Source organism: Neisseria sp. CCUG17229, from assembly GCF_047839235.1.
In the GTDB taxonomy this organism is placed as follows: Bacteria; Pseudomonadota; Gammaproteobacteria; order Burkholderiales; family Neisseriaceae; genus Neisseria; species Neisseria brasiliensis.
Window position 1 is genome coordinate 58,260 of the sequence record NZ_CP181247.1, and the last position, 24,532, is coordinate 82,791.

Here is a 24,532-nt window from a genome sequence, read left to right on the forward strand (position 1 = left end):
GAACGATGAGCGTATTAGTGATTGCTGAACACAACAACCAGCATTTGAATCCTGCTACCCTGCATGCGATTAAAGCGGCTGAAAAATTAGGTGAAGTTCATGTGTTGGTGGCCGGCAACAGTGCTGCCGTAGTGGTGGAAGAAACCAAGCAAGTAGCCGGTGTCGCTAAGGTATTGGTTGCCGAAGCCGTGCATTATGCTGAAGGCTTGGCTGAAGAGTTAACGCCATTGGTGGTAAAACTGGCTGCCGATTACCGCTATGTTGTCGCAACGGCCACCGCATTCGGTAAAAACCTGTTGCCGCGAGTGGCTGCGGTTTTGGATGTGCCGCAAATTTCCGATTTGACGGAGATTGTGGATAACCAAACTTTTGTGCGTCCGATTTATGCCGGTAATGCTTTTGAAATGGTACAAACGCCGTCTGAAAAATTGGTGCTGACTTTCCGTGCCACGGCTTTTGAAGCTGCGGCTGTCACCGGTGGTAATGCAGAAGTGGTGAATGTTGCCGCGTTTGAAGCGCAAAATATCAGCCGCTTTGTGAAACGCGAATTGGCGCAATCCGACCGCCCTGACTTGACTCAAGCCAATGTTGTAGTAGCCGGTGGCCGTGCATTGGGCAGCGCGGAAAACTTCAAACAAATTTTGACCCCATTGGCAGATGTATTGGGTGCAGCGATTGGTGCATCGCGCTCTGCAGTTGAAGCCGAATATGCGCCGAATGATTTGCAAGTCGGCCAAACCGGTAAAGTGGTTGCGCCTCAGCTGTATATTGCGATTGGTGTATCTGGTGCGATTCAACACGTTGCCGGCATGCAAGACAGTAAAGTGATTGTGGCGATTAATAAAGATGCTGATGCGCCGATTTTCAATGTAGCAGATTACGGTATTGTCGGCGATTTATTTGAAGTTGTGCCGCAATTAACTGAAGCATTAAAAAACTAAAGCGTTTCACGTGAAACATTTCCAGACGGCCTGACGAAAAGGCCGTCTGAAATTTTTCCAGAGTAATCATGACTGTTACCACTTATTCCACCATTGTCGCACCTGTTCAGGCTGAGCTCAAAGACAAAGGCAGCCGATTTATTGCCTATGTGTATCCGATACACAGCGTGGCTCAGGTTAAGCAATATGTCGACGCTTTGCGTGAAGAGCATCACAAAGCGCGGCATTGGTGTTACGCTTACCGCTTGGGTGTGGATGGTTTGCAGTTTCGTGCCAATGATGATGGCGAACCATCCGGCAGCGCAGGCCGGCCGATCCTTGGTCAAATCGATTCAGCAGGCTTGACTGATGTTTTGGTGGTGGTGGTGCGTTATTTTGGCGGCACATTATTGGGCGTACCAGGCTTAATTCAGGCTTATAAAAATTCAACCGCCGAAGCCTTAGCCATTGCCGAAATCATTGAAAAAAACATCGAAAAAACGGTTTGGATTCGTTGTGAGTATCCAGTGTTGAATGATGCAATTCGGATTGTCAAGCAGCATCAGGGCTATATCGTCGAACAAGATTTGCAATTAGATTGTAAATTAACCGTGCGCCTACCGTTGGCGAGTTACGAAGCATGTGTGGCTGCATGGCAGCACACGCGGCAAATTGAAGTTAATTTAGAAGAAGAAGCATTTTAGCCTGCCGTCTGAATTATTTCAGACGGCCTATTTTGTTTTAATTAAGTTTAAAACCATAGTGATTTAACGCTGTTTAAGTATGTGAATATAGGCTATAATTTCGCTTTAATCTGATTCAGAAATCAATGTTTTAAAGGAGAAAGCATGAAATTGCTGGTTATTGGCAGTGGTGGTCGCGAGCATGCATTGGCGTGGAAGTTGGCGCAATCCGAGCGCGTAGAAACCGTATTTGTGGCACCCGGTAACGCAGGCACGGCGATTGAACCGAAGCTGCAAAATATCGCTTTAACCGCGCATGCTGATTTGATTGATTTCTGTAATAAAGAAAACATTGCGTTTACTGTAGTAGGTCCGGAAGCGCCATTGGCCGCAGGTGTGGTAAACGATTTTCGCGCACAAGGTCTGAAAATTTTCGGCCCTACTCAATATTCGGCGCAATTGGAAAGCTCCAAAGACTTTGCCAAAGCGTTTATGGCTAAATACGGCATTCCGACCGCGCAATACCAAACCTTTGAAAACGCGGAAGCCGCGCATGATTACATTAATCAAAAAGGCGCGCCGATTGTGATTAAAGCCGATGGTTTGGCTGCCGGTAAAGGCGTAATTGTCGCCCTCACCTTAGATGAAGCGCATGCCGCCATTGATGATATGCTGCTCGGCAACAAAATGGGCAATGCCGGCGCGCGCGTGGTGATTGAAGATTTCCTGCAAGGCGAAGAAGCCAGCTTTATCGTGATGGTGGATGGTGAAAACGTTTTACCAATGGCCACCAGCCAAGACCACAAACGATTGCTGGATAACGACCAAGGCCCAAATACCGGCGGTATGGGCGCATATAGTCCGGCACCGGTGGTCACTCAAGCCGTGTACGAGCGCGCCATGAATGAAATTATTTTGCCGACCGTAAAAGGTATGCAGTCTGAAGGCCATCCGTTTACCGGCTTTTTATATGCCGGCTTGATGATTGATGAAAACGGTGCGCCTTATACCATCGAATTCAATTGCCGTTTTGGTGATCCGGAAACGCAACCGATTATGAGCCGCTTGGATACTGATTTGGTTGGTTTGGTTGAAGCGGCGATTGACGGTAAATTAAATGAAGTCAGCGCCGAGTGGAATCCGCAAACCGCTGTCGGTGTGGTTTTGGCCGCAGAAAACTATCCGGAAACGCCGAAAAAAGGTGATGTGATTTCCGGTTTGGACGAAGCCAACCAAATTGGTAAAGTGTTCCATGCCGGTACATCTATGAACCAACAAAACCAAGTTGTGACCAATGGCGGCCGTGTATTGTGTGTGGTTGGTTTGGGTGACGATGTGGTGGCAGCCAAAGCCAAGGCTTATGCAGCTTTGGAAAAAGTCAGCTTCAACGGCATGCAATACCGCAAAGACATTGCGGATAAAGCAATTAACCGCTAATCTGTATTTTATAAAGGCGGAGACCTTTGCAAAATCCTAGATTTGAGCACAGTTCAAAGTTGTAGCGAGGAGAAAGTGAAGACATATCATCAAGATAGGTAAGCTTTCGAGCAGCGTACAATGAAGAAATGTGCCAAAGATAGGGGTTTTGCAAAGGTCTCAGGCCGTCTGATCACTCAGACGGCCTTAATTATTTAGAAAAGATCATGAAACCGTTTCCCCGAATCTTATCTGCCAGCCAACAAAGAAAGCTCAGTGCCCATTTGAAATCAGGTGGTGTGGTGGCGTATCCGACCGAATCTTGTTACGGTTTGGGTTGTTTGCCGAAACATCCGCAAGGATTGAAGCGGGTGGTTCATCTGAAAAAAAGGCCACAGCATAAGGGTATGATTGTGATTGGCAGCGATTTAGACCAGTTGCAACCTTTGATTAAAAGGCCGTCTGAAAGCATGCGAGCTTTATTGCAGCAAACTTGGCCGGCAGCGAAAACGTTTTTATTGCCGTCTGAAAAAAGCGTGTTGCCATTATTGCGCGGTAAAGGCAGGGAAAAACTGGCTGTGCGCGTGCCCGATCATGCCGCTGCACGTCGATTATGTCACGCTTTGAATACAGCTTTGGTTTCTACATCGTGTAACCGTGCCGGAAAACGCGCCTGTAAAAGCGAGCGCGAAGTCAGAAGACAATTTGGTCGAAAAGTGTGGATTATCGGCGGTTTAATCGGTCGTCAGAAAACACCCAGCCAAATTATTGATGGTGAAACGGGTAAACGTTTGCGCTAATAAGTTTTAAAAATCAGCTAATTATGAAAAAGCCGTCTGAAAACATGATGTTTTCAGACGGCTTTTTAATTTGTGGATAATTTTGTGGATTAAAGTTTTTTACCACACACCAATTCATATTGTTTTTCAGTAATCGAGCCGCTCATCACGCTCATCGGGCGCAAATTGGTGGCGGTGTAGCGTTGGTTGGTGACTATTTGGCCGCGGTCATTCAGCAATTGTAAAGCCGTCAGGCGGTAGGTTTTATTGCCGCAATGTATTTCCCAATCGGCCAATGCTGTTTTATACGCCGGCGTGTTGACGAATCTTTCTTCACTGGGTTTGGAAATCACTTTACGGTCACGGAATGTCACCAACTGCCCATTTTTTTGGATGCTGCTTTTATCCACCGTCACTTTAATGTTGCCGTTAGAGGTAGTACCGATATTTTGCCAATTGCCGCTGCTTGAACCATCGGATGACGCACAGGCAGCCAAAATCAATGCCAAAGAAGCAGCCATACCCAAGCGATACCATTGCATATTCATGTTTATCCTCATGTTTAAATCAATCAGCGCTATTATGCGTGAAGAATTAAGGTGAAGTAAACTGGCTTTGCAAACCTTACCTTCAGGCAGTATAAATGAAGCCATGCATACGGCGGATAAAACAGTTAAAATAAAGCTTTTCAGTCAAACGGACGCATCATGAGCCAGCCCACAGCCCGACAAATTTTGCACGAAATATTCGGTTATCCCGAATTTCGTGGCAATCAGGAAGCGGTGGTTAATACCTTGGCTCAAGGCGAAAGCCTGATGGTGCTGATGCCCACCGGCGGCGGAAAATCGTTGTGCTACCAGATTCCGGCTTTGATGCGCGAAGGTGTGGCCATTGTGGTGTCACCTTTGATTGCACTGATGAATGATCAAGTCGCAGCCCTGCATGCTGCCGGTATTGAAGCGGCCAGCGTCAACAGCAGCACCAGCGGCGATGAAGCGCGTGAAATTGCCGATAAATTGGCGGCAGGCCGTCTGAAACTGCTATATGTTGCCCCCGAACGCTTGGTTACCGACCGCTTTTTGCGTTTTCTCGATCAACAAAAAATCAGCCTGTTTGCCATTGATGAAGCCCATTGCGTGAGCCAGTGGGGGCATGATTTCCGACCCGAATATCAGCAGCTGGGCATGTTGGCGCAACGTTATCCACAGGTGCCACGCATTGCCTTAACCGCTACCGCCGATGCCGCCACACGCGCCGATATCAAGCATTATCTTCAGCTCGAGCAATCGCCCGAATACATCGCCAGCTTCGACCGCCCGAATATCTATTACCAAGTCATCGAAAAAAACAACGGCAAAAAGCAGCTGCTTGATTTTATCCACAAGCAAATGAGCGGCCAAAGCGGCATTGTGTATTGCCTAAGCCGCAAAAAAGTCGAAGATGTGGCGCAGTTTTTGTGCGACAACGGTTTAGAAGCCATTCCTTATCATGCCGGATTAAGCATGGACGTGCGCGAAGCCAATCAACGCCGTTTTACTCGCGAAGACAATGTGATTGTGGTGGCGACGGTGGCTTTCGGCATGGGAATTGATAAGCCCGATGTGCGCTTTGTCGCCCATCTCGATATGCCGCAAAGCATTGAGCATTTTTACCAAGAATCCGGCCGTGCGGGGCGGGACGGTCTGCCTGCCGCAAGTTGGTTGTGTTACGGCTTGAATGACTGGGTGTTATTGCGTGAACGCATTGCCGAAGGCAACAGCGACGAAGCGCAAAAGCAAGTTGAAATGCAAAAGCTCGATGCCATGCTGTCGGTGTGCGAGACCACTGAGTGCCGTCGCGTACTGCTGCTGCGTCATTTCGGTGAAACTTCGCAACCATGTGGCCATTGCGACAACTGCCTGCATCCGCCGACCCGTTTTGATGGTACGGTGTTGGTGCAAAAACTATTAAGCTGCGTGTATCGTGTCGGCCAAAGCTTTGCGGCTGGATACGTTACCAACGTGTTGCGCGGTAAAAGCGATGAATGGATTCAGCGCAATCAGCATGATCAATTATCCACATTCGGCATCGGCGATAACCTTACTGACAAAGAATGGCGCAGTGTGATCCGCCAGTGCATCAGCTTGGGCTATCTCACCGTCAATACCCAGCAATTTCAATCTTTACAGCTCACCGACGATGCCCGCAAAGTATTAAAAGGCGAAGCCGAAGTATGGTTACGCCCGCTCAAACGCGACAAAGCCGCTACGCAGAAACCGAAAGAAGAATGGCTGCGTACCGAGCGCGAAGAACGCATCTGGCAGGCGCTGCGTAAATGGCGCATGGAAAAAGCCAAAGCGGCGGAAGTGCCGGCTTATGTTATCTGTGGCGACAAAACGTTGCGCGATGTCGTGGAAAAGCTGCCGCAAAATCTAACCGAATTGCACGAAATCTACGGCTTGGGCGAAGCAAAAATCAACAGTTTCGGCTTGGAAATCTTGGAAGTCTGCCAAGCAGCCGTTAATGAGCAAGGCACGCCGTCTGAAAACACAAATGAAAACATTTCAGACGGCCTGACCAGTGAACGCGATAAAATCATGTGGCAAACTCTCACCGCATGGCGCGACAAACAAGCCCAAACCGAAGGCGTGGCCTTAAGCAAAATCTTAAGCGACGACACCCTGCTTGACCTGATCCGCCTCACCCCGGAAACCGATTTAGACTTACAAGGCATACACGGCTTGGGCGAAGTCAGAATCGGCCGCTACGCCACCGACATCTTATCGGCCTGTTATCCCTTCGCTGATTCACTGGACGATGAAGCAGTCAGTATGCGCAAACTTATGCGCGAATTGCTCGAATGGTGCAATAAAACTGCCCGCGTTGAAGACATCGAGCCACACCAAATTTTCAGCAAAGTAACCCTGCGTGCCATTGCCGCGAAACAACCGCAAACCATGGCAGATTTGGCGGAAATTCATGGGGTAAACGAAGAGAAGCTGGAGAAATATGGGGAAACGATATTAGAGATTGTGGGTGAGTTTTAAATCAATCAAAGAGGCCGTCTGAAAATAATAGATTTCAGACGGTCTCATCACTTATCCACAACCCTTGACTCACAAAAATGCTAAAATAACACCTTATTTTCCAAACCTTTTCAGACGGCCTCATGCTCACCGATTTAGAAAAAAACGCCATTCGCGACCACTACCAAAACATCAGCAAAAGCCTGCCGCATTTCCGTCCGCGCGCCTCGCAGAGGGAGATGATTGCGGCCATTGCCAATGCCTTTTCGCGCACGCAAACGCGTGAAGAGGGCGGCGAGGCACCGCAGCGCGAAGGCGAGAGCATTGCCGTGATTGAAGGGCCGACCGGCGTGGGCAAATCGCTGGCCTACCTGTTGGCCGGCGGCATCATGGCGCAAACGCGCGGCAAGCGGCTGATTGTGTCGAGCGCGACCGTGGCCTTGCAAGAGCAGCTGGTTGAGCGCGATTTGCCGTTTTTAGTGGAAAAAAGCGGTTTGGAACTCAGCTTTGCCTTGGCCAAAGGGCGAGGCCGCTATCTTTGCCCCTACAAACTCTACCAACTCACCCAAGGCAATGCGCAGCAAAACCTGCTTGGTTTTGAAGCGCCAACCGTGTTGTGGGACAGCAAACCCAAGCCCGAAGAAATCCAGCTTTTGCGCGAAATGGCCGATGAATTCGGCGCGCGCCGCTTTAATGGCGACCGCGATACATGGCCGGAAAAAATCGATGATGTGATTTGGTTTAAAGTCACCAACGACCGCCACGGCTGCCTGAAAGCAGCTTGCCCCAACCGCGCCGAATGCCCGTTTTATCTGGCACGCGATACGCTGGAAACAGTCGATGTTGTCGTTGCCAACCATGATTTACTGCTGGCCGACATCAGCATGGGGGGCGGCGTGATTCTGCCTGCGCCGGAAAACAGTTTCTACTGCATAGACGAAGCGCATCACCTGCCGAAAAAAGCCTTAAGCCAGTTTGCCGCCGAGCATTCATGGAACACCGCCGTGTGGACTTTGGAAAAACTGCCGCAAATCACCAATAAAATCGCCGCCCTCACCAACAAAACCGAGCTGGCGAACTTAGCCGACGAAGCCGCCGTGTCGCTGCTCGACAGCCTGCACGAATGGCAATTCCACCTTGCCGAAGAACCCAAACTCGGCCTCAACGCCGGCGAATACGACAGCGACACCGGCCGCAAAAGCAGCGAACCGATGTGGCTGTGGGAAGACGGCAAAATCCCCGAAGATTTGGAATTGTTGGTGTCCAACACCGGCGTGGCCGCGCGCAGCCTGCTGAAACACGTTTACGGCCTTAACGATGCCCTATCCGCCAGCCGCCGCGACAAAGAGCAAGACGGCGCATTGGTCGACCGCCTAAGCAGCGAATTCGGCCTGTTTGTCGCCCGCATCGAACAAATCGGTGCCGTGTGGGATTTGTTTTCCACCGTGCCGAAAGAAAAAGAAGAGCCGTTGGCCAAATGGATTACCCGCCGCGTAGACGACAAAAACGACTACATTTTCAACGCCAGCCCCATCAGCAGCGCCAGCCACCTTGCCAACAGCCTGTGGCGCCGCGCCGCCGGTGCCGTGTTGACTTCGGCCACCCTGCAATCTTTGGGCAATTTCAACCTGCTGCTGCGCCAAACCGGCCTGATTTGGTTCCCGCAAACAACCACCCTCGCGCTGCAAAGCCCGTTTGACTTTGAAGCACAGGGCGAGCTTTACATCCCGCCGATTTACGCCAGCCCGAAAGACCCCCATGCCCACACCGCCGCTATCGTCGAATGGCTGCCCAAGCTGATTGCCGCCGACCAAGCCATCGGCACGTTGGTGTTGTTTTCCTCGCGAAAACAAATGCAAGATGTCGCCCTACGCCTGCCCGAAGAATACCTGCCCCTGCTCTTGATACAGGGCGAATTGCCCAAAACCGTGCTGCTGCAACGCCATTACCAAGCCTTGAATGAAGGCAAAGCCAGCATCATCTTCGGCCTCGACAGCTTTGCCGAAGGCCTTGATTTACCCGGTGAAGCCTGCGTACAGGTCATCATCGCCAAACTGCCGTTTTCCATGCCCGACAACCCGATTGAGAAAACCCAAAACCGCTGGATCGAACAGCGCGGCGGCAACCCCTTTATCGAAATCACCGTGCCCGAAGCCAGCATTAAACTCGTCCAAGCTGTCGGCCGCCTGATCCGCACCGAACAAGACTACGGCCGCGTCACCATTCTCGACAACCGCGTGAAAACCCAACGATACGGCCAGCAGCTTTTGGCTTGTTTGCCGCCGTTTAAGCGGATTGGGTAGCTGTTGGGTCGAAGAAAGGCCGTCTGAAAAGTTAAGATTTACAGGCATCTATTTAGTTAACTTATTAAACTTTCAAATTTTAAAAAGAAAAAACATCATAATGAATTTACGGTTTAATACAGATTTAATCGCAGGTTATCATAGCTCAAGTCAAATTATTAGGCGGTTGTCAGAAGACTGGCTGGCACATAACGGTTATTGTCCGAATTGTGGCAAGCATCCTATACAACCGTTTCCTAACAACACAAAAGTGGGTGACTTTTTTTGTTCGGAGTGTAATGAACAATTTGAATTGAAGAGCAAAAACGGTCTTTCGATGGGTAATAAAATCCCCGACGGTGCCTATAACAGCATGATTGATCGTATATAGGCTCAAAACAATCCGAATTTTTTGTTCTTAGCCTATAAAAAAATTGATTATTCTGTGCAGCAACTTATTTTAGTTCCCAAACATTTTGTAAGCGTAGATATGATTGTCCCGCGTACAAAACCATTGAAAGGCCGCGCAAACTACCTAATGTGTGATATGGACATCAGCAGATTACCTGAAAGCGGTAAAATTCTGTTGATTGATCAAGCCCGAGTGATCGATTCTGAAAAAGTATGCCAACAATGGCAATCTCATTTGTTTATGCGTCAGCAACAAAGTAAGAATAAAGGATGGCTACTTGCCATTATGAAGTGTATCGATCAATTACCTGACCAATTCGATTTGCAGCAAATGTATGCATTTGAACAAATATTATCGTGGCAATTTCCTGAAAATCAGCATATTAAAGAGAAAATCCGCCAACAACTACAAATTTTGCGCGACAATGGTGTTATTGAATTTTGGGCTCGGGGAAAATATCAAAAAATGAAGCCTTAAGTGTTTAAAAGCCCAATAAATTTATAGCCGTAATAATTATGTTTCAATAATCTATATTATAAGGTATAGTTTTTGCTACTACTTCTGAATGAGAAAGGCCGTCTGAAACAAATCGTTTCAGACGGCCTTTTATCATTCAAAACCAATCAACAACCTACCCCTTAGGATAAAACTGTACCAAACTTTCCCCCTGCGGCAAGGCCAGTTTTTTCACTGCGTGGCCGTACACTGTTTCCAGCGTGATGTTCAGACGGCCTTCTTCAGCAAAAATCCGGTTCACACAATCTTTGGCGGTTTGCGGATGGGTGAATTGTAGTGCCTGCCAAATGCCTAAGGTGTCCATGTCCTGCCAAAAGGTGGCGGCTTGGTGGTAGCTCAAATCGAGTTTGGCGGTGTCCATCACGGGGTCGTAGAAGCCGTTGTCGGCGAGCATATCGCCGATGTCGTGCATATCCATAAAGATTGGTGCGGCGCAGGCAATACCGGCGGCGTTCAGACGGCCTATCAGCTCAGCTAAGGTGTCGCGGCCGAAGTGGGTGAAAAACAGCAAACCGTCGGTTTTCAAGGCGTTTGCCCAGTTTTGGAAGATGACGGGCAGCGCTTCGGTGGCGGTGGGTAGGCTGAGGTTGGCCCACAGCATATCGGCGGCGGCTTCGGGCAAAGCTTGGCTTAAAGGTTGGCAATATTGCTCAATCTGTTTGCCGGTGAGCTTTTGCCAGAAACCGCTTTTGCGCTCGGCTGCGGCCGTCTGAAGAAAATCGGCGCGCGGGTCGTATTCGCTGAAGACGGCTTTGGGGTAACGTGCGGCCAGTAGGCTGCGGCTGATGTCGGCATCGGCGCCGACCAGCAGGATGTGTTGCGGGATGTGGCGCACCAATGCCAAGCGTTCGTCGGTTTGTTGGGCAAGGTGGCGGTGGATTTGCCAGCGTGGGTCTTGATTCATTTCAGACGGCCTCGATAAAGCGTTGATACACATCGGCAAACTCATCGGCATGGCTGAGAAACGGCGCGTGAGCAGCTTTTTCAATGAGATGCAGGCGGCTGTCGGGCAGATGGCGGTGTAAGTATTCGCCCATGCGCGGCGGGGTGATGGCATCTTTTTGGCCGTAAACGAGCAACACAGGCTGCTGAATGTTCGCTAAAAACGGTCGGGCATCGGCGCGGTTAACCGCATCCAAGGCGGCTTGCAATGCTTGTGGTGCGCCGTGTCGGATTAAATCGGGCAATACTTTGTGCAAAATGGTGTCGGCATTTTGTGTGTTTAGTAATTGTAATTGTAGAAACTGTTTAATATGTTTGGCATAATCCTGCTGAAACGCGCCGACCATTTTCGCCAAAGCAGGATGGCTCAAGCCTTCGGGATAATCGGCTTCGGCGGTGAATTTGGCAAAGCTGGCGGTGAGACACAGCGATTTCACTTTGTCGGGGTGGCGGGCAGCCAAATAAAGCGCGACCAAGCCGCCGAGCGACCAGCCGAGAATATGCGCCGGTGTATCGATTTGTGCAGCGTAATGGTCGGCAATAGCGGCAATGTCGAAATCATCGGCAAAAGGTGCATCGCCGTGGCCGGGCAGGTTTAGCGCGTGTGCTTCCCAATCGTGCGGCAAACGCGGTATGAAATCGTCGAAAACGTGGCGGTTGGCCGCCCAGCCGTGAATCAGATAAACTTTTTTCGCAGAGTGTGGCATGGATGTTCTTTCTTTTTGGCGCAGAATGAAACAACGCTCGTGGTGGCGCGCCCATCGCTGTGTATTATGCCACGATTCCGCTTCAGACGGCCTGTGTGGTGGCTGCTTGGCTGATTTGGCGGAACACTTCACCGATGCGGCCAACAGCTGCCCTTTATGTTTCCGGCAGGTTGTCGGTGGGGCGGTGTGCGGCCAATGCCAGAAAAAGCCGCCGAAATTTGAGCGGATGTGGGCTTCGGTGTATTATGAAGCGCCGGTCAGCGGCATGGTGCATCAGTTCAAGTATTTGGGCGACATGAGCATGCGGCGGCCGTTGGCCGATTTAATGCGCCGCCATGCGCCCGATTGGCTGGATACCGCCGAAATTGATTGCGTGTTGCCCATGCCGTTGAGCAAGGCCAGACGGCTTTATCGCGGTTTTAACCAAAGCGAAGAATTGGCCGAAAGTTTGACGCGCGAATATGGCTGGCAAGTATTGCCGCGCCAAACCATCGAACGCGCCCACAAACCGCCCCAAAGCACGCTCAAAAGTGACGATCGCCGGCGCAATGTGCGCAACATTTTCAAGCTAAACAAGCCCTTGTCTAAACATTGTAAGATATTGTTAATCGATGATGTAGTGACCACCGGCGCAACATTAAATGAATTGGCGAAAATGCTGAAAGCATCGGGCGCAAGCGCGGTTTATTGCTGGTGTTTGGTACGTTCGCAATTGAAAAGATAGCTAAAAACTTTGACACCGCCACGTTGCTGTGGCATCTTATTCGACTGCTAAGTGACTGATTTATATGTTTACTATTGTTTTGTATCAACCTGAAATCCCCCCGAATACGGGTAATATCATCCGATTGTGTGCCAATACCGGCGCGGAATTACACTTAGTCAAACCACTTGGATTTCCGCTCGATTCCACCAAAATGAAGCGCGCGGGTTTGGATTATCATGAGTTTGCAAAACTGACGGTACATGAGGATTTCGAAGCCTGCTTGAAGGCGCTCGAAGGCCGCCGTATTTTCGCGTTGACGACCAAAGGCAAAACCCGCCCCGATAAAGCCGAATTCCGGCCGGGTGATGTGTTTTTGTTCGGTCCTGAAACACGCGGTTTGCCGGCGGAAATTCTCGATACCTTGCCAGCCGGGCAAAAGCTTCGCTTGCCTATGCTGCCGGATAGTCGCAGCATGAATTTATCTAACACTGTTGCTGTGATGCTGTTTGAAGCATGGCGGCAAAACGATTATCAGGGCGGTATGTAAACAGCCGAGACCTTTACACAACCCTTAAGTTTGCGTGCATCACGAAGAAATGCATCAAATGGCCAGGGTTGTGCAAAGGTCTCGATACCGTCTGAGAAGTCGTGATTGAAGTGCCGGTGTTTATATTGCAACATCATGTACTTTTCGTGATTAACTCAAGAATGGATTTTGTTTTGACCTTAACCCCCCACACTTTATTTGCCACGCTGACGGCAGCTGCCATCGGCATTTTTTCTATCAGTAACGCATCAGCGCAAACCGCCAAAGGTGCGTTGTTGGCCAAGCAGGCCAACGATATCATCGTCACTCAGCAAGACACCATCGTACGTGCTGAGAAACTGCATCCTTCTGCCAACCGCAGCTACAAAGTAGCAGGCAAACGTTACCAGCCGATGACTAAAGTATCGTCGTTCAGCCAAAGCGGCAACGCTTCTTGGTATGACGGCAAATTCCACGGCCGTAAAACCGCCAGCGGCGAGCGCTACAATATGCATGCCATGACCGCCGCACACCGCACCCTGCCGATTCCGAGCTACGCCAAAGTGACCAACACCCGCAACGGCAAAAGCGTGATCGTGCGCGTGAATGACCGCGGTCCGTTCCACGGCAACCGCGTGATTGACGTATCAAAAGCCGCCGCGCAAAAACTCGGTTTCATCAACCAAGGTACGGCTCATGTCAAAATCGAGCAGATTGTGCCGGGCGTGAAAACCCAACAAGCGGCCGCACCTAAAGCCGTTACTCCGAAAAACACTGCGCCGGCCGCGATTGCTGCCTTGTCACCGGCACAAGAAATCTATGTGGATTTGAAAGCCTTCGGTACCGAGCGTGATGCACAAGCCTACATCGACCGCACGACCGAACAGCTGGCTTCTTCTTTGACCAGCCCGAAAATGGCGGTTGAAAAACGCAGCCATGAATATGTGGTGCGCATGGGTCCGTTTACCGCACAAGAGCGTGCGGATGAAGCTGAAACCCGTATCCGCAGCTTGGCATACAGCAGTGTAGGTTCTGCAATTTAATTCTTTCAGACGGCCTGTCTCATTGCAGGCCGTTTTTCATGGAGGCTGACGATGTTATCATTCAGTATTTACGACATGACTTTGGCCGAGTTTGAAGGTTTAAACCGGCAATTCCGTTGTCAGGAAATCAATCCGTTACAATACCAACATGAGTTGGCTCGGCGTTTGGTTGTATCCGGTTTCGACAGCGACACCGCCCAATATATTGTCAGCCTGCAACAGCAAGGCAAAGCCGATACCGTTGCCACGTCGCCAAATGCATGGACTACGCATTTGGCCGTAAAAGCCGGATTATTGCATGATAAACTGACCGAGCGGGTTCAATACATAGAGCGTGAACTTTTACGGGACATCCGCCAAGTCAACAAACCGCTGCTCAAGCAACTGGCAAGTTACCCTGCTCAGGAGTTGACTGTGGTATTGCTGGAAGAAAATTGATACCGGTAATTTTATTTATATGAATGCCATCTGATCAACTTATAGCCGTTTCAAATAGAAAGTAAGACAAGGCGACAGCAAACACTTTGTACATCCAGTACATCAGGGCATGGGCAGCGCCATATTATTTTTATTTAAAATGACGATCAATGTTCAGACGGCTTTTTCCACCTAACCCAGAGCCTTTTATGATCAGCAGACTCACCGGCAAACTCATCGAAAAACAGCCGCCGCAAATCGTCATTGATGTCAACGGCGTCGGCTATGAAGTCGACGTGTCGATGCAAACCTTTTACAACCTGCCTGCATTGAATGAAACCGTGCAGCTTTATACCCAATTAGTGGTGCGCGAAGACGCGCATTTGTTGTTTGGCTTTGCCTCCGCGGCCGAGCGGGAGACCTTCCGCCAATTGGTGAAAGTGAGCGGTATTGGTGCCAAAACAGCCTTGGGCATTTTATCTGCCATGAATGCCGACGAACTGGCGCAAGCTGTGGCCGAAGAAGACGTGAAACGCCTGTCTTCCGCACCCGGTATCGGCAAGAAAACCGCCGAGCGCATGGTGTTGGAATTGCGCGGAAAATTGGTGTCGGAAAATATTTCAGACGGCCTGTTTGCCCCGACCCCGAGTACAGACGAAACCGACGATATTGTCAGCACTTTATTAGCCTTGGGCTACAACGAGCGTGAAGCCAAAGCGGCGGTGAAAGGCATTCTGAAAGGCACCGACGTCGGTGAAGGGGTACGATTGGCGTTAAAGAATTTGCTGAAGTAATGGCAGGCCGTCTAAAAATCGTTGAACTGCACCCCAAAAGTTGGACACTTCCCCCCAACTTAAAAAGGTGCAGTTTTCTTATGTCCAAATATACACTAGACTTCAAATACCGAGCCGTACTCCATTACCATCAAGTGCACAGCCAACAGCGTACCGCAGACCATTTCAACGTCTCACGCACCCACCTGCGCCGTTGGATTGCCGCCTACCGTCAAGGCGGTATAGCCGCACTTCAGCACCCACAGGCTACGCTTATGAAGACTACGCAGACCAAACGCAACAATCCCTTTATCGTCGACAAACCCGACCATGAAAAAACTCAGGCAGAGCTGATTGAAGAGTTACGCTACATGAGGGCGGAGATCGACTACCTAAAGCACATGAAAGCCCTCAACGAAAAGAACGCCACCAAAGTTGCGAAACCGTTCAAACGCTGAGGGCGAAGCACCCGCTGAAATACTTGTTGCACAGTGCCGGCATACCCAAAAGCAGTTTCTACTACCACATCGGTAAATCCGATCCCGATATGGAAGCCAAAGCGGCGGTGAGTGAAGTTTATCACCAACACAAAGGTCGCTACGGCCAACGGCGGATTGGAGCTGTATTATCGTGGAATAAAAAGAAAGTGCAGCGTATTATGGGATTATTGGGTTTGAAAGCCAAAGTGCGCAACAAAAAATCCTATCGTCCGCAAGTTATAGGAGAGACGTCGAAAAACATCCTTAAGCGTGCATTCACTGCTGATAAAGCGGGAGATAAATGGTTGACCGATGTGACCGAGTTTAAATGCACCGACGGCAAACTGTACTTATCGCCGATATTGGATGTATTCAATCGTGAGATTGTGGCTTATGAGCTCAGTAGAAAGCCGGACAGCAAGATGGTCATGCAGATGCTGGATAAGGCATTCGGCCGTCTGAAAGGGCAGACCCCGCTGCTGCATTCTGACCAAGGTGTGCTTTACCGAACTCAGGCTTATCGGGAAAAGCTGGCGGAGAAAGGCATTGTGCAGAGCATGTCGCGCAAAGGGAATTGCTGGGACAATGCACCGATGGAGAGTTTCTTCGGGACATTAAAAGTGGAAAGCTTCTATCAGGAAGGTGTGTTATCGGTGGCAGAGTTGACCAAAGTGATAGATGATTACATACGTTACTACAATTATGAACGTATTAGTTTGAATTTAAAAAAGCTGAGTCCTGTGGCTTACAGGACCCAGCTTGAACAGGCTGTTTGAGAAAGATTTTTAATTTGTCCAAGAATTGGGGGACAGTTCATCGTTCTTCAGACGGCCTTTTAACCTTTTCATTTTCGCTAAAACCGCTGTTGTTCGCTGCACCAACATGACTGCTACACTGGATGTAGGGCAGGGCTGCTTCCGGTTTAAATTCGCCTTGACCTTGTTTTTCCCGTAAAATTACCCATATCGTTTTCACAGACATTTTTTCTGAAACATTTGATTTTAAAAACACATAACAAGATGATTAATAAAATATTTTCATGGTTTGAGGCACGTATCGAGCCCTATCCGGCCGATGCGCCCACTACACCGGAAAAAGGCTTGTGGCGCTTCATTTGGAGCAGCATCGACGGCGTGCGCAAATGGATTGTGGTGCTGGCATTGGCGACGGCAGTGATCGGCGTGATGGAAGCCTTGCTGTTCCAATTTATGGGTAAAGTCGTCGATTGGCTCGGCCAATACACACCCGAAACGCTGTTTGCCGAAAAAGGCTGGGCGTTGGCCGGTATGGTGGCGATGATGCTGTTTTCGATGGTGTGGACATTTCTCGCCTCCAATCTGCGTCTGCAAACGCTGCAAGGTGTGTTCCCGATGCGTTTGCGCTGGAATTTCCACCGCCTGATGCTCAATCAAAGCTTGGGTTTTTACCAAGACGAATTTGCCGGACGCGTTTCAGCTAAGGTGATGCAAACTGCGCTGGCCTTGCGCGATGCGGTGATGACTATTGCCGATATGGTGGTGTATGTGCTGGTGTATTTCATCACCTCCGGCGTGATTTTGGTGGCACTCGATTCACGCTTGTTGCTGCCGTTTCTCGGTTGGATTATCGGCTTCTCGCTGGTGATGCGCTTTTTGATTCCGAAGTTGGGTAAAACTGCCGCTGCCCAAGCTGATGCCCGCAGTCTGATGACCGGCCGCATCACCGATGCCTATTCCAACATTACTACTGTCAAACTGTTTTCCCACGGCGCGCGTGAAGCGGCCTATGCCAAGCAGTCGATGCAGGAATTTATGGTAACGGTACACGCGCAAATGCGTTTGGCAACACTGCTGCACACCTGCAGCTTCTTCGTGAACACCGCGCTAACGCTTTCCACTGCCGCTTTGGGCATTTGGTTGTGGCAGCAAGGTTCGGTCGGCGTGGGTGCGGTAGCAACTGCGACCGCCATGGCCTTGCGTGTGAACGGTTTGTCGCAATACATCATGTGGGAATCGGCGCGCCTGTTTGAAAACATTGGTACCGTCAACGACGGCATGTCCACCCTGACCAAGCCGCACACCATTCTCGACAAACTCAAAGCGCTGCCGCTTAAAGTCGATCATGGCCAGATTAAATTTGAGCATGTTGATTTCTCTTACGAAACCGGCAAACCATTGTTGAACGGTTTTAACCTGACCATCAAGCCGGGTGAAAAAGTAGGTTTAATCGGCCGCAGCGGCGCGGGCAAATCGACCATCGTCAATCTGCTGTTGCGCTTTTACGAACCGCAAAGCGGCAGCATTTCGATTGACGGTCAGAATGTGAACGATGTCACCCAAGAAAGCCTGCGCGCACAAATCGGCTTGGTGACGCAAGACACATCGCTGCTGCACCGTTCCGTGCGCGACAACATCATCTACGGTCGCCCTGAAGCCAGCGATGAAGAAATGTACCAAGCAGCCGAGCGTGCCGAAGCCGCCGACTTCATTCCGAATCTTTCCGATTCCAAAGGCCGCCGCGGCTATGATGCCCACGTTGGCGAACGCGGTGTGAAACTTTCCGGCGGCCAACGCCAACGCATCGCCATCGCCCGTGTAATGCTGAAAGATGCGCCGATTCTGTTGCTTGACGAAGCCACCAGCGCGTTGGATTCGGAAGTGGAAGTGGCGATTCAGGAAAGCCTCGATAAAATGATGGAGAATAAAACCGTCATTGCCATTGCCCACCGCTTATCCACCATCGCCGCGATGGACCGCCTGATTGTGCTGGACAAAGGCCGCATCATTGAAGAAGGCTCACACGCCGAATTGCTGGCCAAAAATGGTTTGTATGCCAAATTATGGTCACACCAAAGCGGCGGTTTCCTAAGTGAAAACGTGGAATGGCACCAAAGCTAAAGTCTGCAGGCATCAAATAAAATGCCGTCTGAAAATTAATCTAAATTTTCAGACGGCATTTTCGTATTGTGCCATAATTTCATTTTCCGCTACCACTGGATTATTCATCAAAAGGCCGTCTGAAATCATGAACCTGTTCCCTACCGCATTCCGTTATGTGTTGCTGTCTGCCGGCGCGCTGGCTTTAGCTGCTTGTACCACCGATTCGCCGAAAAACCAACCGGTGGCCACGCCGAAACCGGTTGTCAAAGCCAAACCCAAAGCCGTTGTCGGTTTGGCACTCGGCGGTGGTGCATCGAAAGGCTTTGCCCACATCGGCATCATCAAAGTCTTGCAGGAAAACGGCATTCCCGTGCATGTGGTGAGCGGCACATCGGCAGGTTCGATTGTCGGTAGTCTGTATGCTTCAGGTATGTCGCCCGACCGCATGGAATTGGAAGCCGAAATCTTGGGCAAAACCGATTTGGTGGATTTAACGCTCTCGACCAGCGGTTTTATCAAAGGCGAAAAACTGCAAACCTATATCAATCAAAAAGTCGGCGGCAAACCGATGGAACGCTTCCCGCGCAAATTCGCTGCGGTGGCGACTGATTTTGAAAGCGGCAAAGCGGTGGAGTTCAGCCGTGGCAATGCCGGTCAGGCTGTACGCGCATCGGCTTCGATTCCGAACGTGTTCCAGCCCGTGGTTATCGGCGGCCGACGCTATGTGGACGGCGGTTTGTCGCAACCCGTGCCGGTGACCGCTGCCAAAAACCGCGGCGCCAATTTTGTGATTGCAGTGGATATTTCCGCCAAACCGGTAAAAAACGTCAGCCGCGATTTCTTTTCGTATCTCGACCAAACGCTCAACATCATGAGCACCACCTCGCTGCAAAACGAATTGGGCAAAGCCAGCGTGGTCATCAAACCGCAAGTGTTGGAATTAGGCTCTATCGGCGGCTTTGACCAGAAAAAACGTGCCATTCAATTGGGCGAACAAGCCGCCCGCGCCGCTTTGCCGGAAATCAAACGCAAATTGTCGGCGTATCAGTATTGAGGTTTGAGGCCGTCTGAAAAACCATGTTTCAGACGGCCTGTTACCTGGTTTTGTCATATAGAAAAAACTACGCAAATCCAGTACAATACGCCCCTAAAATTTTGAAAGCACAAGAAAATCATGGAAGCTGAAGTTATTAATCAGTTGAACAACACCTTAGACGATTTGGAACAGCGCAGCGCCGACATCCGCGTGTATATGGATTACCAAGGCAAAAAAGACCGCTTGGAAGAAGTAATCGGTTTGTCGGAAGATCCCGAATTGTGGAACGACCCGAAAAAAGCCCAAGAAATCGGTAAAGAGCGCAAAATTCTCGAAGGCATCGTGTTGACGCTGGACAACATCGCCACCGGCATTGACGACAACCGCATGCTGATTGAAATGACGGTTGAAGAAAACGACGAAGAAGGTTTTGCCGCCGTGCAGGAAGACGTGGCCGGTTTGGAAAAACAAATGGCCGACCTCGAATTCAAGCGGATGTTTAACCAGCCGGCCGACCCGAACAACTGCTTTATCGACATCACCGCCGGTGCGGGCGGTACCGAAGCAGAAGACTGGGCGGGCATGTTGCTGCGCATGTATTCGCGTTTTGCCGAACGCCGCGGCTTCAAAGTGGAAATCTTGGAAGAAGACGAGGGCGAAATCGCCGGCATCAACCGCGCTACCATCCGCTTGGAAGGCGAATACGCCTACGGCCTGTTGCGCACCGAAACCGGCGTGCACCGCTTGGTGCGCTACTCGCCGTTTGACTCGAACAACAAACGCCACACCTCGTTTTCATCGGTGTTTGTCTATCCTGAAATCGACGACAGCATCGAAGTGGAAATCAACCCTGCCGATTTGCGCATCGACACCTACCGCGCATCCGGTGCCGGCGGCCAGCACATCAACAAAACCGACTCCGCCGTGCGTATTACCCACGAACCGACCGGCATCGTGGTGCAATGTCAAAACGACCGTTCGCAACATGCCAACAAAGCCGCGGCGATGGATATGTTGAAAGCCAAGTTGTATGACTTGGAAATGCGCAAACGCAACGAAGAAAAACAAGCCTTGGAAGAAGGCAAATCCGATGTGGGTTGGGGCAGCCAAATCCGATCGTATGTGCTGGATTCGTCACGCATTAAAGACTTGCGCACCGGCTACGAAGTCGGCAATACCAAAGCCGTATTGGACGGCGATTTAGACGGCTTTATCGAAGCCAGTTTGAAACAGGGTGTGTAAGGCTTAATAATGTAAAGGTAGGCCGTCTGAAACGTTTCAGACGGCCTCTTCATGAAAACCTTAAAAATGATTGTTTATTTGCTGATTTTGGCCGGTCTGATCTTCTTTGCCGCGCTCTACGCCGTGTACCGCAGCGAACAACATGCCGTGCGCCAATCCGAGCAGCATCCGCCGCACAAAGCCGATGTGGCGCTGGTGTTGGGCAATATCGTCCACCGTCGCGGTAAGCCTAATCCGTGTTTGCGCAGCCGTGTCGAAGCGGGTGTGTGGCTGTATCGGGCGGGCAAAGTCGATTATCTGCTGATGAGTGGCGGCACCGATGCCGATGGCAGCAACCAAGCCGAAGCCATGCGCGAGATGGCGGTGAAGCTTGGCGTGCCGTCTGAAAACGTGTGGCTGGAAAACCAATCCGAAACCACCTATCAAAACATCAAATTCAGCACCTTGCTTCTCAAAGATCATCACGACATCATTATCGTCAGCGACGGCTTCCATTTACCACGTGGCTTGTGGCTGGCACGACACCAATGGCCGGAAAAAAATCTGCAAACCTTCGCTGGACGCAATTGCGGTGATTCGGCGGCGGTGATGTGGCGCAAACGCATTCGCGAAGTGTTGGCATGGGTAAAGGCGCTGGTGTTGGATCATGATTAACCAAAATCTCAGGCCGTCTGAATGTTCAGACGGCCTTTATTCATCTCAAAACCACAGTCAAATCAACCGAAGCAAACACATTAAGTTACCCTATTATCAGGATTTTTACGCAAAATTCGCGTATAATTCTCACCAATTTCGTCGGCAGCCGTCTGAACCCGACTTCATCGCGTTTAAAGCTGCCGCTTTTCCTGATCCGAAATCCACCGTTCCCATAGGAAACCATCATGATTAACCCGATTGCCGCCCTTTCCCCGTTAGACGGCCGCTACGCCAAATCCGTTGAAGCCCTGCGCCCGATTTTTTCTGAATACGGCCTGATGAAAGCCCGTGTCAAAGTCGAGCTGGAGTGGCTCAAAGCCTTGGCTGCTGAACCGAAAATCAGCGAAGTGGCTGCATTCAGCGACTTCACCATTGCCGAAATCGACAAAGTGATTGCCGGTTTCTCGCTTGACGATGCGGCGGCGGTTAAAGCCATCGAAGCCACCACCAACCACGATGTAAAAGCCATTGAATACTGGCTGAAAGAGCGTTTTTCCGGTGTGCCGGAAGTGGCGGCGGCGAGCGAATTTATCCACTTTGCCTGCACCAGCGAAGACATCAACAACCTGTCACACGCCCTGATGCTGCAAGAAGCGCGCGAAGCCGTGTTGCTGCCGAAATTGGACGAAATCATCGCCAAGCTCACCGAAATGGCGCACGAATTGGCGGCTGTGCCGATGATGAGTCGCACCCACGGCCAACCGGCTACCCCGACCACTGTCGGCAAAGAAATCGCCAACGTGGTGTACCGTCTGCAACGCCAAGCCAAGCATCTGCAAGCGCAAGAATTTTTGGGCAAAATCAACGGCGCAGTCGGCAACTACAATGCCCACATGGTCGCTTATCCTGATGTGGATTGGGAAACCCATTGCCGTCATTTCGTTGAAATCAGCCTCGGCCTGACTTTCAACCCATACACCATCCAAATCGAACCGCACGACTACATGGCCGAGTTTTTCCAAGCCATCAGCCGCGTGAACACCATTTTGATCGATTTCAATCGCGACGTATGGGGCTATATTTCACTGGGCTACTTCAAGCAAAAAGTCAAAGCCGGCGAAGTGGGCAGCTCGACCATGCCGCACAAAGTGAACCCGATCGACTTTGAAAATTCCGAAGGCAACCTTGGCATGGCCAACGCCGTATTGGGCTTTTTGTCGGAAAAACTGCCGGTTTCCCGCTGGCAGCGCGACCTGACCGACAGCACCGTGTTGCGCAACATGGGCGTGGGCGTGGGTTATACCGTATTGGGTTTGGTTGCCCATTTGCGCGGCCTGAACAAGCTCGAAGTTAATCCAGTTGCCTTGGCCGCCGATTTGGATGCCACTTGGGAACTCTTGGCCGAGCCGATTCAAACCGTGATGCGCCGCTATGGTGTCGCCAATCCATATGAAAAACTGAAGGACCTGACCCGTGGCAAAGACGGCATCACGCCGGAAGTGTTGAAAGTGTTTGTCGAATCGCTGGAGATTCCTGCCGATGCCAAAGCGCAATTGCTGGCTTTGACCCCTGCGCTGTATGTGGGTAAAGCGGAAGAATTGGCAAACCGCATTTAAGCTTGAAACATCATCAAGGCCGTCTGAAAACCAAGTTTTCAGACGGCCTTTTTAATCAATCATGATTGAAGTTAGTATCGCGTCACCACGGCCAAACCACGGTCGGCATGTTCGCCTAAGGCTTCACTATCGACAAAGCGCACACGGCCACCAGCTGCCAATACTTTTTCAATCATTTCATCGACAATGTCTTCATAAGCGCTCTCGCCTTTGGCATCTTCGATGTTGATTTCAGTAAGCTTGCGACCGTCTTCGCTGACTTGAGCCGGAATGTGCAAATCTTCTTCCACCACCAGCAATTCAGCACGGCCGTCTGTCACCGCCTGCCATACTTCGTTCAGGCCGCCGACAAACAGTTTGTTGCCCTTAGCATTGTTCAATTCATCGAACACTTTGGCGCGTTCGGCTGTCAATGCTTCTTTGATTTCCGGCCAAAGGGCTTTGCCCAGTTCGTGCGGGTTGTCGCTGTTGTGGCCGCTGTGGATAGACAGCATCACGTCTTCGCTGATGCCTGAGCCGTCGTTAAAGTGGCCGATGTTGCGGTCAACGCCCACCACCACAATCGGGGCAGACAATTGCTTTCTAGCTTCCAACAAAGCTTGGCCGACTTCGCGCATTTTATCGGTGACGATTTGATCGCGCACATGGCTGATGTCTTGGCTCGGGTTGGCTTCGGCAACTTCGTTTTCCACGCTGAACGGGAATCCGAAATCATGTACTTCATTCAAATGTTCTTTGCGGCCGACAAACAAGCGTGTGCTGTGTTCGCTCAAAACAGTTAACAAATACAGCGGGCTGCGGTTCATGGCAAACACCAAATCGCGGGTCAGGAAATTATCAGCGATGGTCACGCGCTCTGGCACACGGAAAGGCAGGCGGAACAATTCGGCATATTCTGTGCTGGCAAAAATCACCAAGCCGTCGAGATTGTATTGGTTGTCCACCGATTCGGCCAAGCGGTTGATTTCATCGACGATGTGTGCTGTTTCACGTTTGCCGAATTCTTCTTGCAGACGAGTTACCGCTTCCGATACCAAGTTTTTCAAACGAATAATGTCTTTTTCATTGTCGGGCGAGGTGCGGTAAGTTGGCAGGGTAATCGTCACGCTCGGGTAAGATTGTTTGGATTGGATGGTTTTAATGGTATTCAGATTCATCGCATGATCCTTTCGGTCGGATGGGTGGGAGACGTTTCCGGCAAAGTGTCCGGCAAACTGCGTAGGGCTGATGTGAAAGAAAGTTATTCATTCAACATCAAGGGATTAGGTCGAAGTTGAAAAGCGGTGTGTCGGTATCGACCTGATGGCTTTAAGTTAACATTCGACACGGCAAGCTGCAATTACATACAATTACATTAACAAACGCTTAGCGCTGTCATTTGTTTTAAAACAATTATTTTTGGTTTTAATTAATTGAAAATAAAAGATAAATACATTTCTTTTCACAATGTTGACAAAGTTTGTTTGATTACTTTTATTTACGGAACTTAAAACGTTAAACCCTAAATCACCTCAAATCATCAGGCCGTCTGAACGCCA

22 protein-coding genes and 2 pseudogenes are annotated in these 24,532 nt (G+C 50.3%); 20 read left to right on the plus strand and 4 right to left on the minus strand.

Annotation, left to right across the window (positions count from 1 at the left end; translation table 11 throughout):
• Positions 1–5 precede the first annotated feature (5 nt).
• The 4 genes from ACM67B_RS00285 (at position 6) to ACM67B_RS00300 (ending at position 3,819) form a co-directional block, all read left to right on the plus strand.
• The gene (locus ACM67B_RS00285; RefSeq protein WP_416189687.1) at positions 6–941 is read left to right on the plus strand and encodes an electron transfer flavoprotein subunit alpha/FixB family protein; all 936 of its coding nucleotides are present in this window, start codon (positions 6–8) and stop codon (positions 939–941) included.
• 68 nt (positions 942–1,009) lie between these two features.
• Positions 1,010–1,624, plus strand: coding sequence for an IMPACT family protein (locus ACM67B_RS00290; protein ID WP_416189688.1), 615 nt, complete (start codon positions 1,010–1,012; stop codon positions 1,622–1,624).
• A 144-nt stretch (positions 1,625–1,768) separates the two neighbouring features.
• The gene (purD, locus tag ACM67B_RS00295; RefSeq protein WP_416189689.1) at positions 1,769–3,040 is read left to right on the plus strand and encodes a phosphoribosylamine--glycine ligase; all 1,272 of its coding nucleotides are present in this window, start codon (positions 1,769–1,771) and stop codon (positions 3,038–3,040) included.
• Between the two features lie 206 nt (positions 3,041–3,246).
• Entirely contained in the window at positions 3,247–3,819 is a 573-nt protein-coding gene (locus tag ACM67B_RS00300) for an L-threonylcarbamoyladenylate synthase (RefSeq protein WP_416189690.1), read from the plus strand.
• A gap of 89 nt (positions 3,820–3,908) precedes the next feature.
• On the opposite strand, the gene ACM67B_RS00305 is transcribed toward ACM67B_RS00300, so the two are convergent.
• Positions 3,909–4,346 carry a surface-adhesin E family protein gene (locus ACM67B_RS00305; RefSeq protein WP_416189691.1) on the minus strand — a complete coding sequence of 146 codons (438 nt, stop codon included), beginning with the start codon at positions 4,344–4,346 and terminating at the stop codon, positions 3,909–3,911.
• A 159-nt stretch (positions 4,347–4,505) separates the two neighbouring features.
• Here ACM67B_RS00305 and recQ point away from each other — a divergent pair.
• The 4 genes and pseudogenes from recQ to ACM67B_RS00325 all read left to right on the plus strand — a co-directional run.
• Positions 4,506–6,297: pseudogene (gene recQ / locus ACM67B_RS00310) on the plus strand (DNA helicase RecQ); the annotation flags it as partial.
• Positions 6,298–6,374: 77 nt separating this feature from the next.
• A complete protein-coding gene (locus ACM67B_RS00315; protein WP_416190567.1) occupies positions 6,375–6,824 on the plus strand; it encodes an HRDC domain-containing protein in 450 nt (149 codons plus the stop codon).
• Positions 6,825–6,946: 122 nt separating this feature from the next.
• Positions 6,947–9,106 carry an ATP-dependent DNA helicase DinG gene (dinG, locus tag ACM67B_RS00320; RefSeq protein WP_416189692.1) on the plus strand — a complete coding sequence of 720 codons (2,160 nt, stop codon included), beginning with the start codon at positions 6,947–6,949 and terminating at the stop codon, positions 9,104–9,106.
• 100 nt (positions 9,107–9,206) lie between these two features.
• Positions 9,207–9,974, plus strand: a pseudogene (locus ACM67B_RS00325) (DpnI domain-containing protein).
• 154 nt (positions 9,975–10,128) lie between these two features.
• Here ACM67B_RS00325 and ACM67B_RS00330 read toward each other — a convergent pair.
• Together ACM67B_RS00330 and bioH are read right to left on the minus strand one after the other, a co-directional pair.
• Positions 10,129–10,917, minus strand: a complete 789-nt coding sequence (locus ACM67B_RS00330) for a methyltransferase (protein WP_416190568.1) — start codon at positions 10,915–10,917, stop codon at positions 10,129–10,131.
• A 1-nt stretch (position 10,918) separates the two neighbouring features.
• Positions 10,919–11,662, minus strand: coding sequence for a pimeloyl-ACP methyl ester esterase BioH (bioH, locus tag ACM67B_RS00335; protein WP_416189693.1), 744 nt, complete (start codon positions 11,660–11,662; stop codon positions 10,919–10,921).
• On the opposite strand from bioH, the gene ACM67B_RS00340 reads away from it, so the two are divergent.
• From ACM67B_RS00340 to purB, 12 genes are all read left to right on the plus strand, one after another.
• Entirely contained in the window at positions 11,661–12,386 is a 726-nt protein-coding gene (locus ACM67B_RS00340) for a ComF family protein (protein WP_416189694.1), read from the plus strand. The two genes, bioH and ACM67B_RS00340, sit on opposite strands and share 2 nt — an antisense overlap.
• 64 nt (positions 12,387–12,450) lie before the next feature.
• On the plus strand, positions 12,451–12,915 hold the full coding sequence (trmL, locus tag ACM67B_RS00345) for a tRNA (uridine(34)/cytosine(34)/5-carboxymethylaminomethyluridine(34)-2'-O)-methyltransferase TrmL (RefSeq protein ID WP_416189695.1): 465 nt from the start codon (positions 12,451–12,453) through the stop codon (positions 12,913–12,915).
• Positions 12,916–13,088: 173 nt separating this feature from the next.
• Entirely contained in the window at positions 13,089–13,937 is an 849-nt protein-coding gene (locus ACM67B_RS00350) for a septal ring lytic transglycosylase RlpA family protein (RefSeq protein ID WP_416189696.1), read from the plus strand.
• Between the two features lie 51 nt (positions 13,938–13,988).
• On the plus strand, positions 13,989–14,375 hold the full coding sequence (locus ACM67B_RS00355) for a hypothetical protein (RefSeq protein WP_416189697.1): 387 nt from the start codon (positions 13,989–13,991) through the stop codon (positions 14,373–14,375).
• Between the two features lie 188 nt (positions 14,376–14,563).
• Positions 14,564–15,148 carry a Holliday junction branch migration protein RuvA gene (gene ruvA / locus ACM67B_RS00360; protein ID WP_416189698.1) on the plus strand — a complete coding sequence of 195 codons (585 nt, stop codon included), beginning with the start codon at positions 14,564–14,566 and terminating at the stop codon, positions 15,146–15,148.
• Positions 15,149–15,228: 80 nt separating this feature from the next.
• Positions 15,229–15,585, plus strand: coding sequence for a helix-turn-helix domain-containing protein (locus ACM67B_RS00365; RefSeq protein ID WP_416188879.1), 357 nt, complete (start codon positions 15,229–15,231; stop codon positions 15,583–15,585).
• Positions 15,586–15,608: 23 nt separating this feature from the next.
• Positions 15,609–16,382 carry an IS3 family transposase gene (locus ACM67B_RS00370; RefSeq protein WP_416188878.1) on the plus strand — a complete coding sequence of 258 codons (774 nt, stop codon included), beginning with the start codon at positions 15,609–15,611 and terminating at the stop codon, positions 16,380–16,382.
• Positions 16,383–16,625: 243 nt separating this feature from the next.
• Positions 16,626–18,482: an ABC transporter ATP-binding protein gene (locus ACM67B_RS00375; protein ID WP_416189699.1), complete on the plus strand. Its 1,857-nt coding sequence runs from the start codon at positions 16,626–16,628 to the stop codon at positions 18,480–18,482.
• Between the two features lie 127 nt (positions 18,483–18,609).
• Positions 18,610–19,518 (plus strand): patatin-like phospholipase family protein, encoded by a 909-nt coding sequence (locus ACM67B_RS00380; protein ID WP_416189700.1) that lies wholly within the window; start codon positions 18,610–18,612, stop codon positions 19,516–19,518.
• Between the two features lie 120 nt (positions 19,519–19,638).
• Positions 19,639–20,742, plus strand: coding sequence for a peptide chain release factor 2 (prfB, locus tag ACM67B_RS00385; protein WP_095502835.1), 1,104 nt, complete (start codon positions 19,639–19,641; stop codon positions 20,740–20,742).
• Positions 20,743–20,793: 51 nt separating this feature from the next.
• Complete coding sequence (locus ACM67B_RS00390) at positions 20,794–21,396, plus strand: YdcF family protein (RefSeq protein WP_229436916.1); 603 nt, start codon at positions 20,794–20,796, stop codon at positions 21,394–21,396.
• Between the two features lie 227 nt (positions 21,397–21,623).
• Positions 21,624–22,994: an adenylosuccinate lyase gene (gene purB, locus ACM67B_RS00395; RefSeq protein WP_416189701.1), complete on the plus strand. Its 1,371-nt coding sequence runs from the start codon at positions 21,624–21,626 to the stop codon at positions 22,992–22,994.
• Positions 22,995–23,065: 71 nt separating this feature from the next.
• Here the strand turns inward: purB and ACM67B_RS00400 are convergent, their stop codons facing one another.
• The gene (locus ACM67B_RS00400) at positions 23,066–24,151 is read right to left on the minus strand and encodes a hypothetical protein (RefSeq protein WP_416189702.1); all 1,086 of its coding nucleotides are present in this window, start codon (positions 24,149–24,151) and stop codon (positions 23,066–23,068) included.
• Between the last annotated feature and the right edge of the window lie 381 nt (positions 24,152–24,532).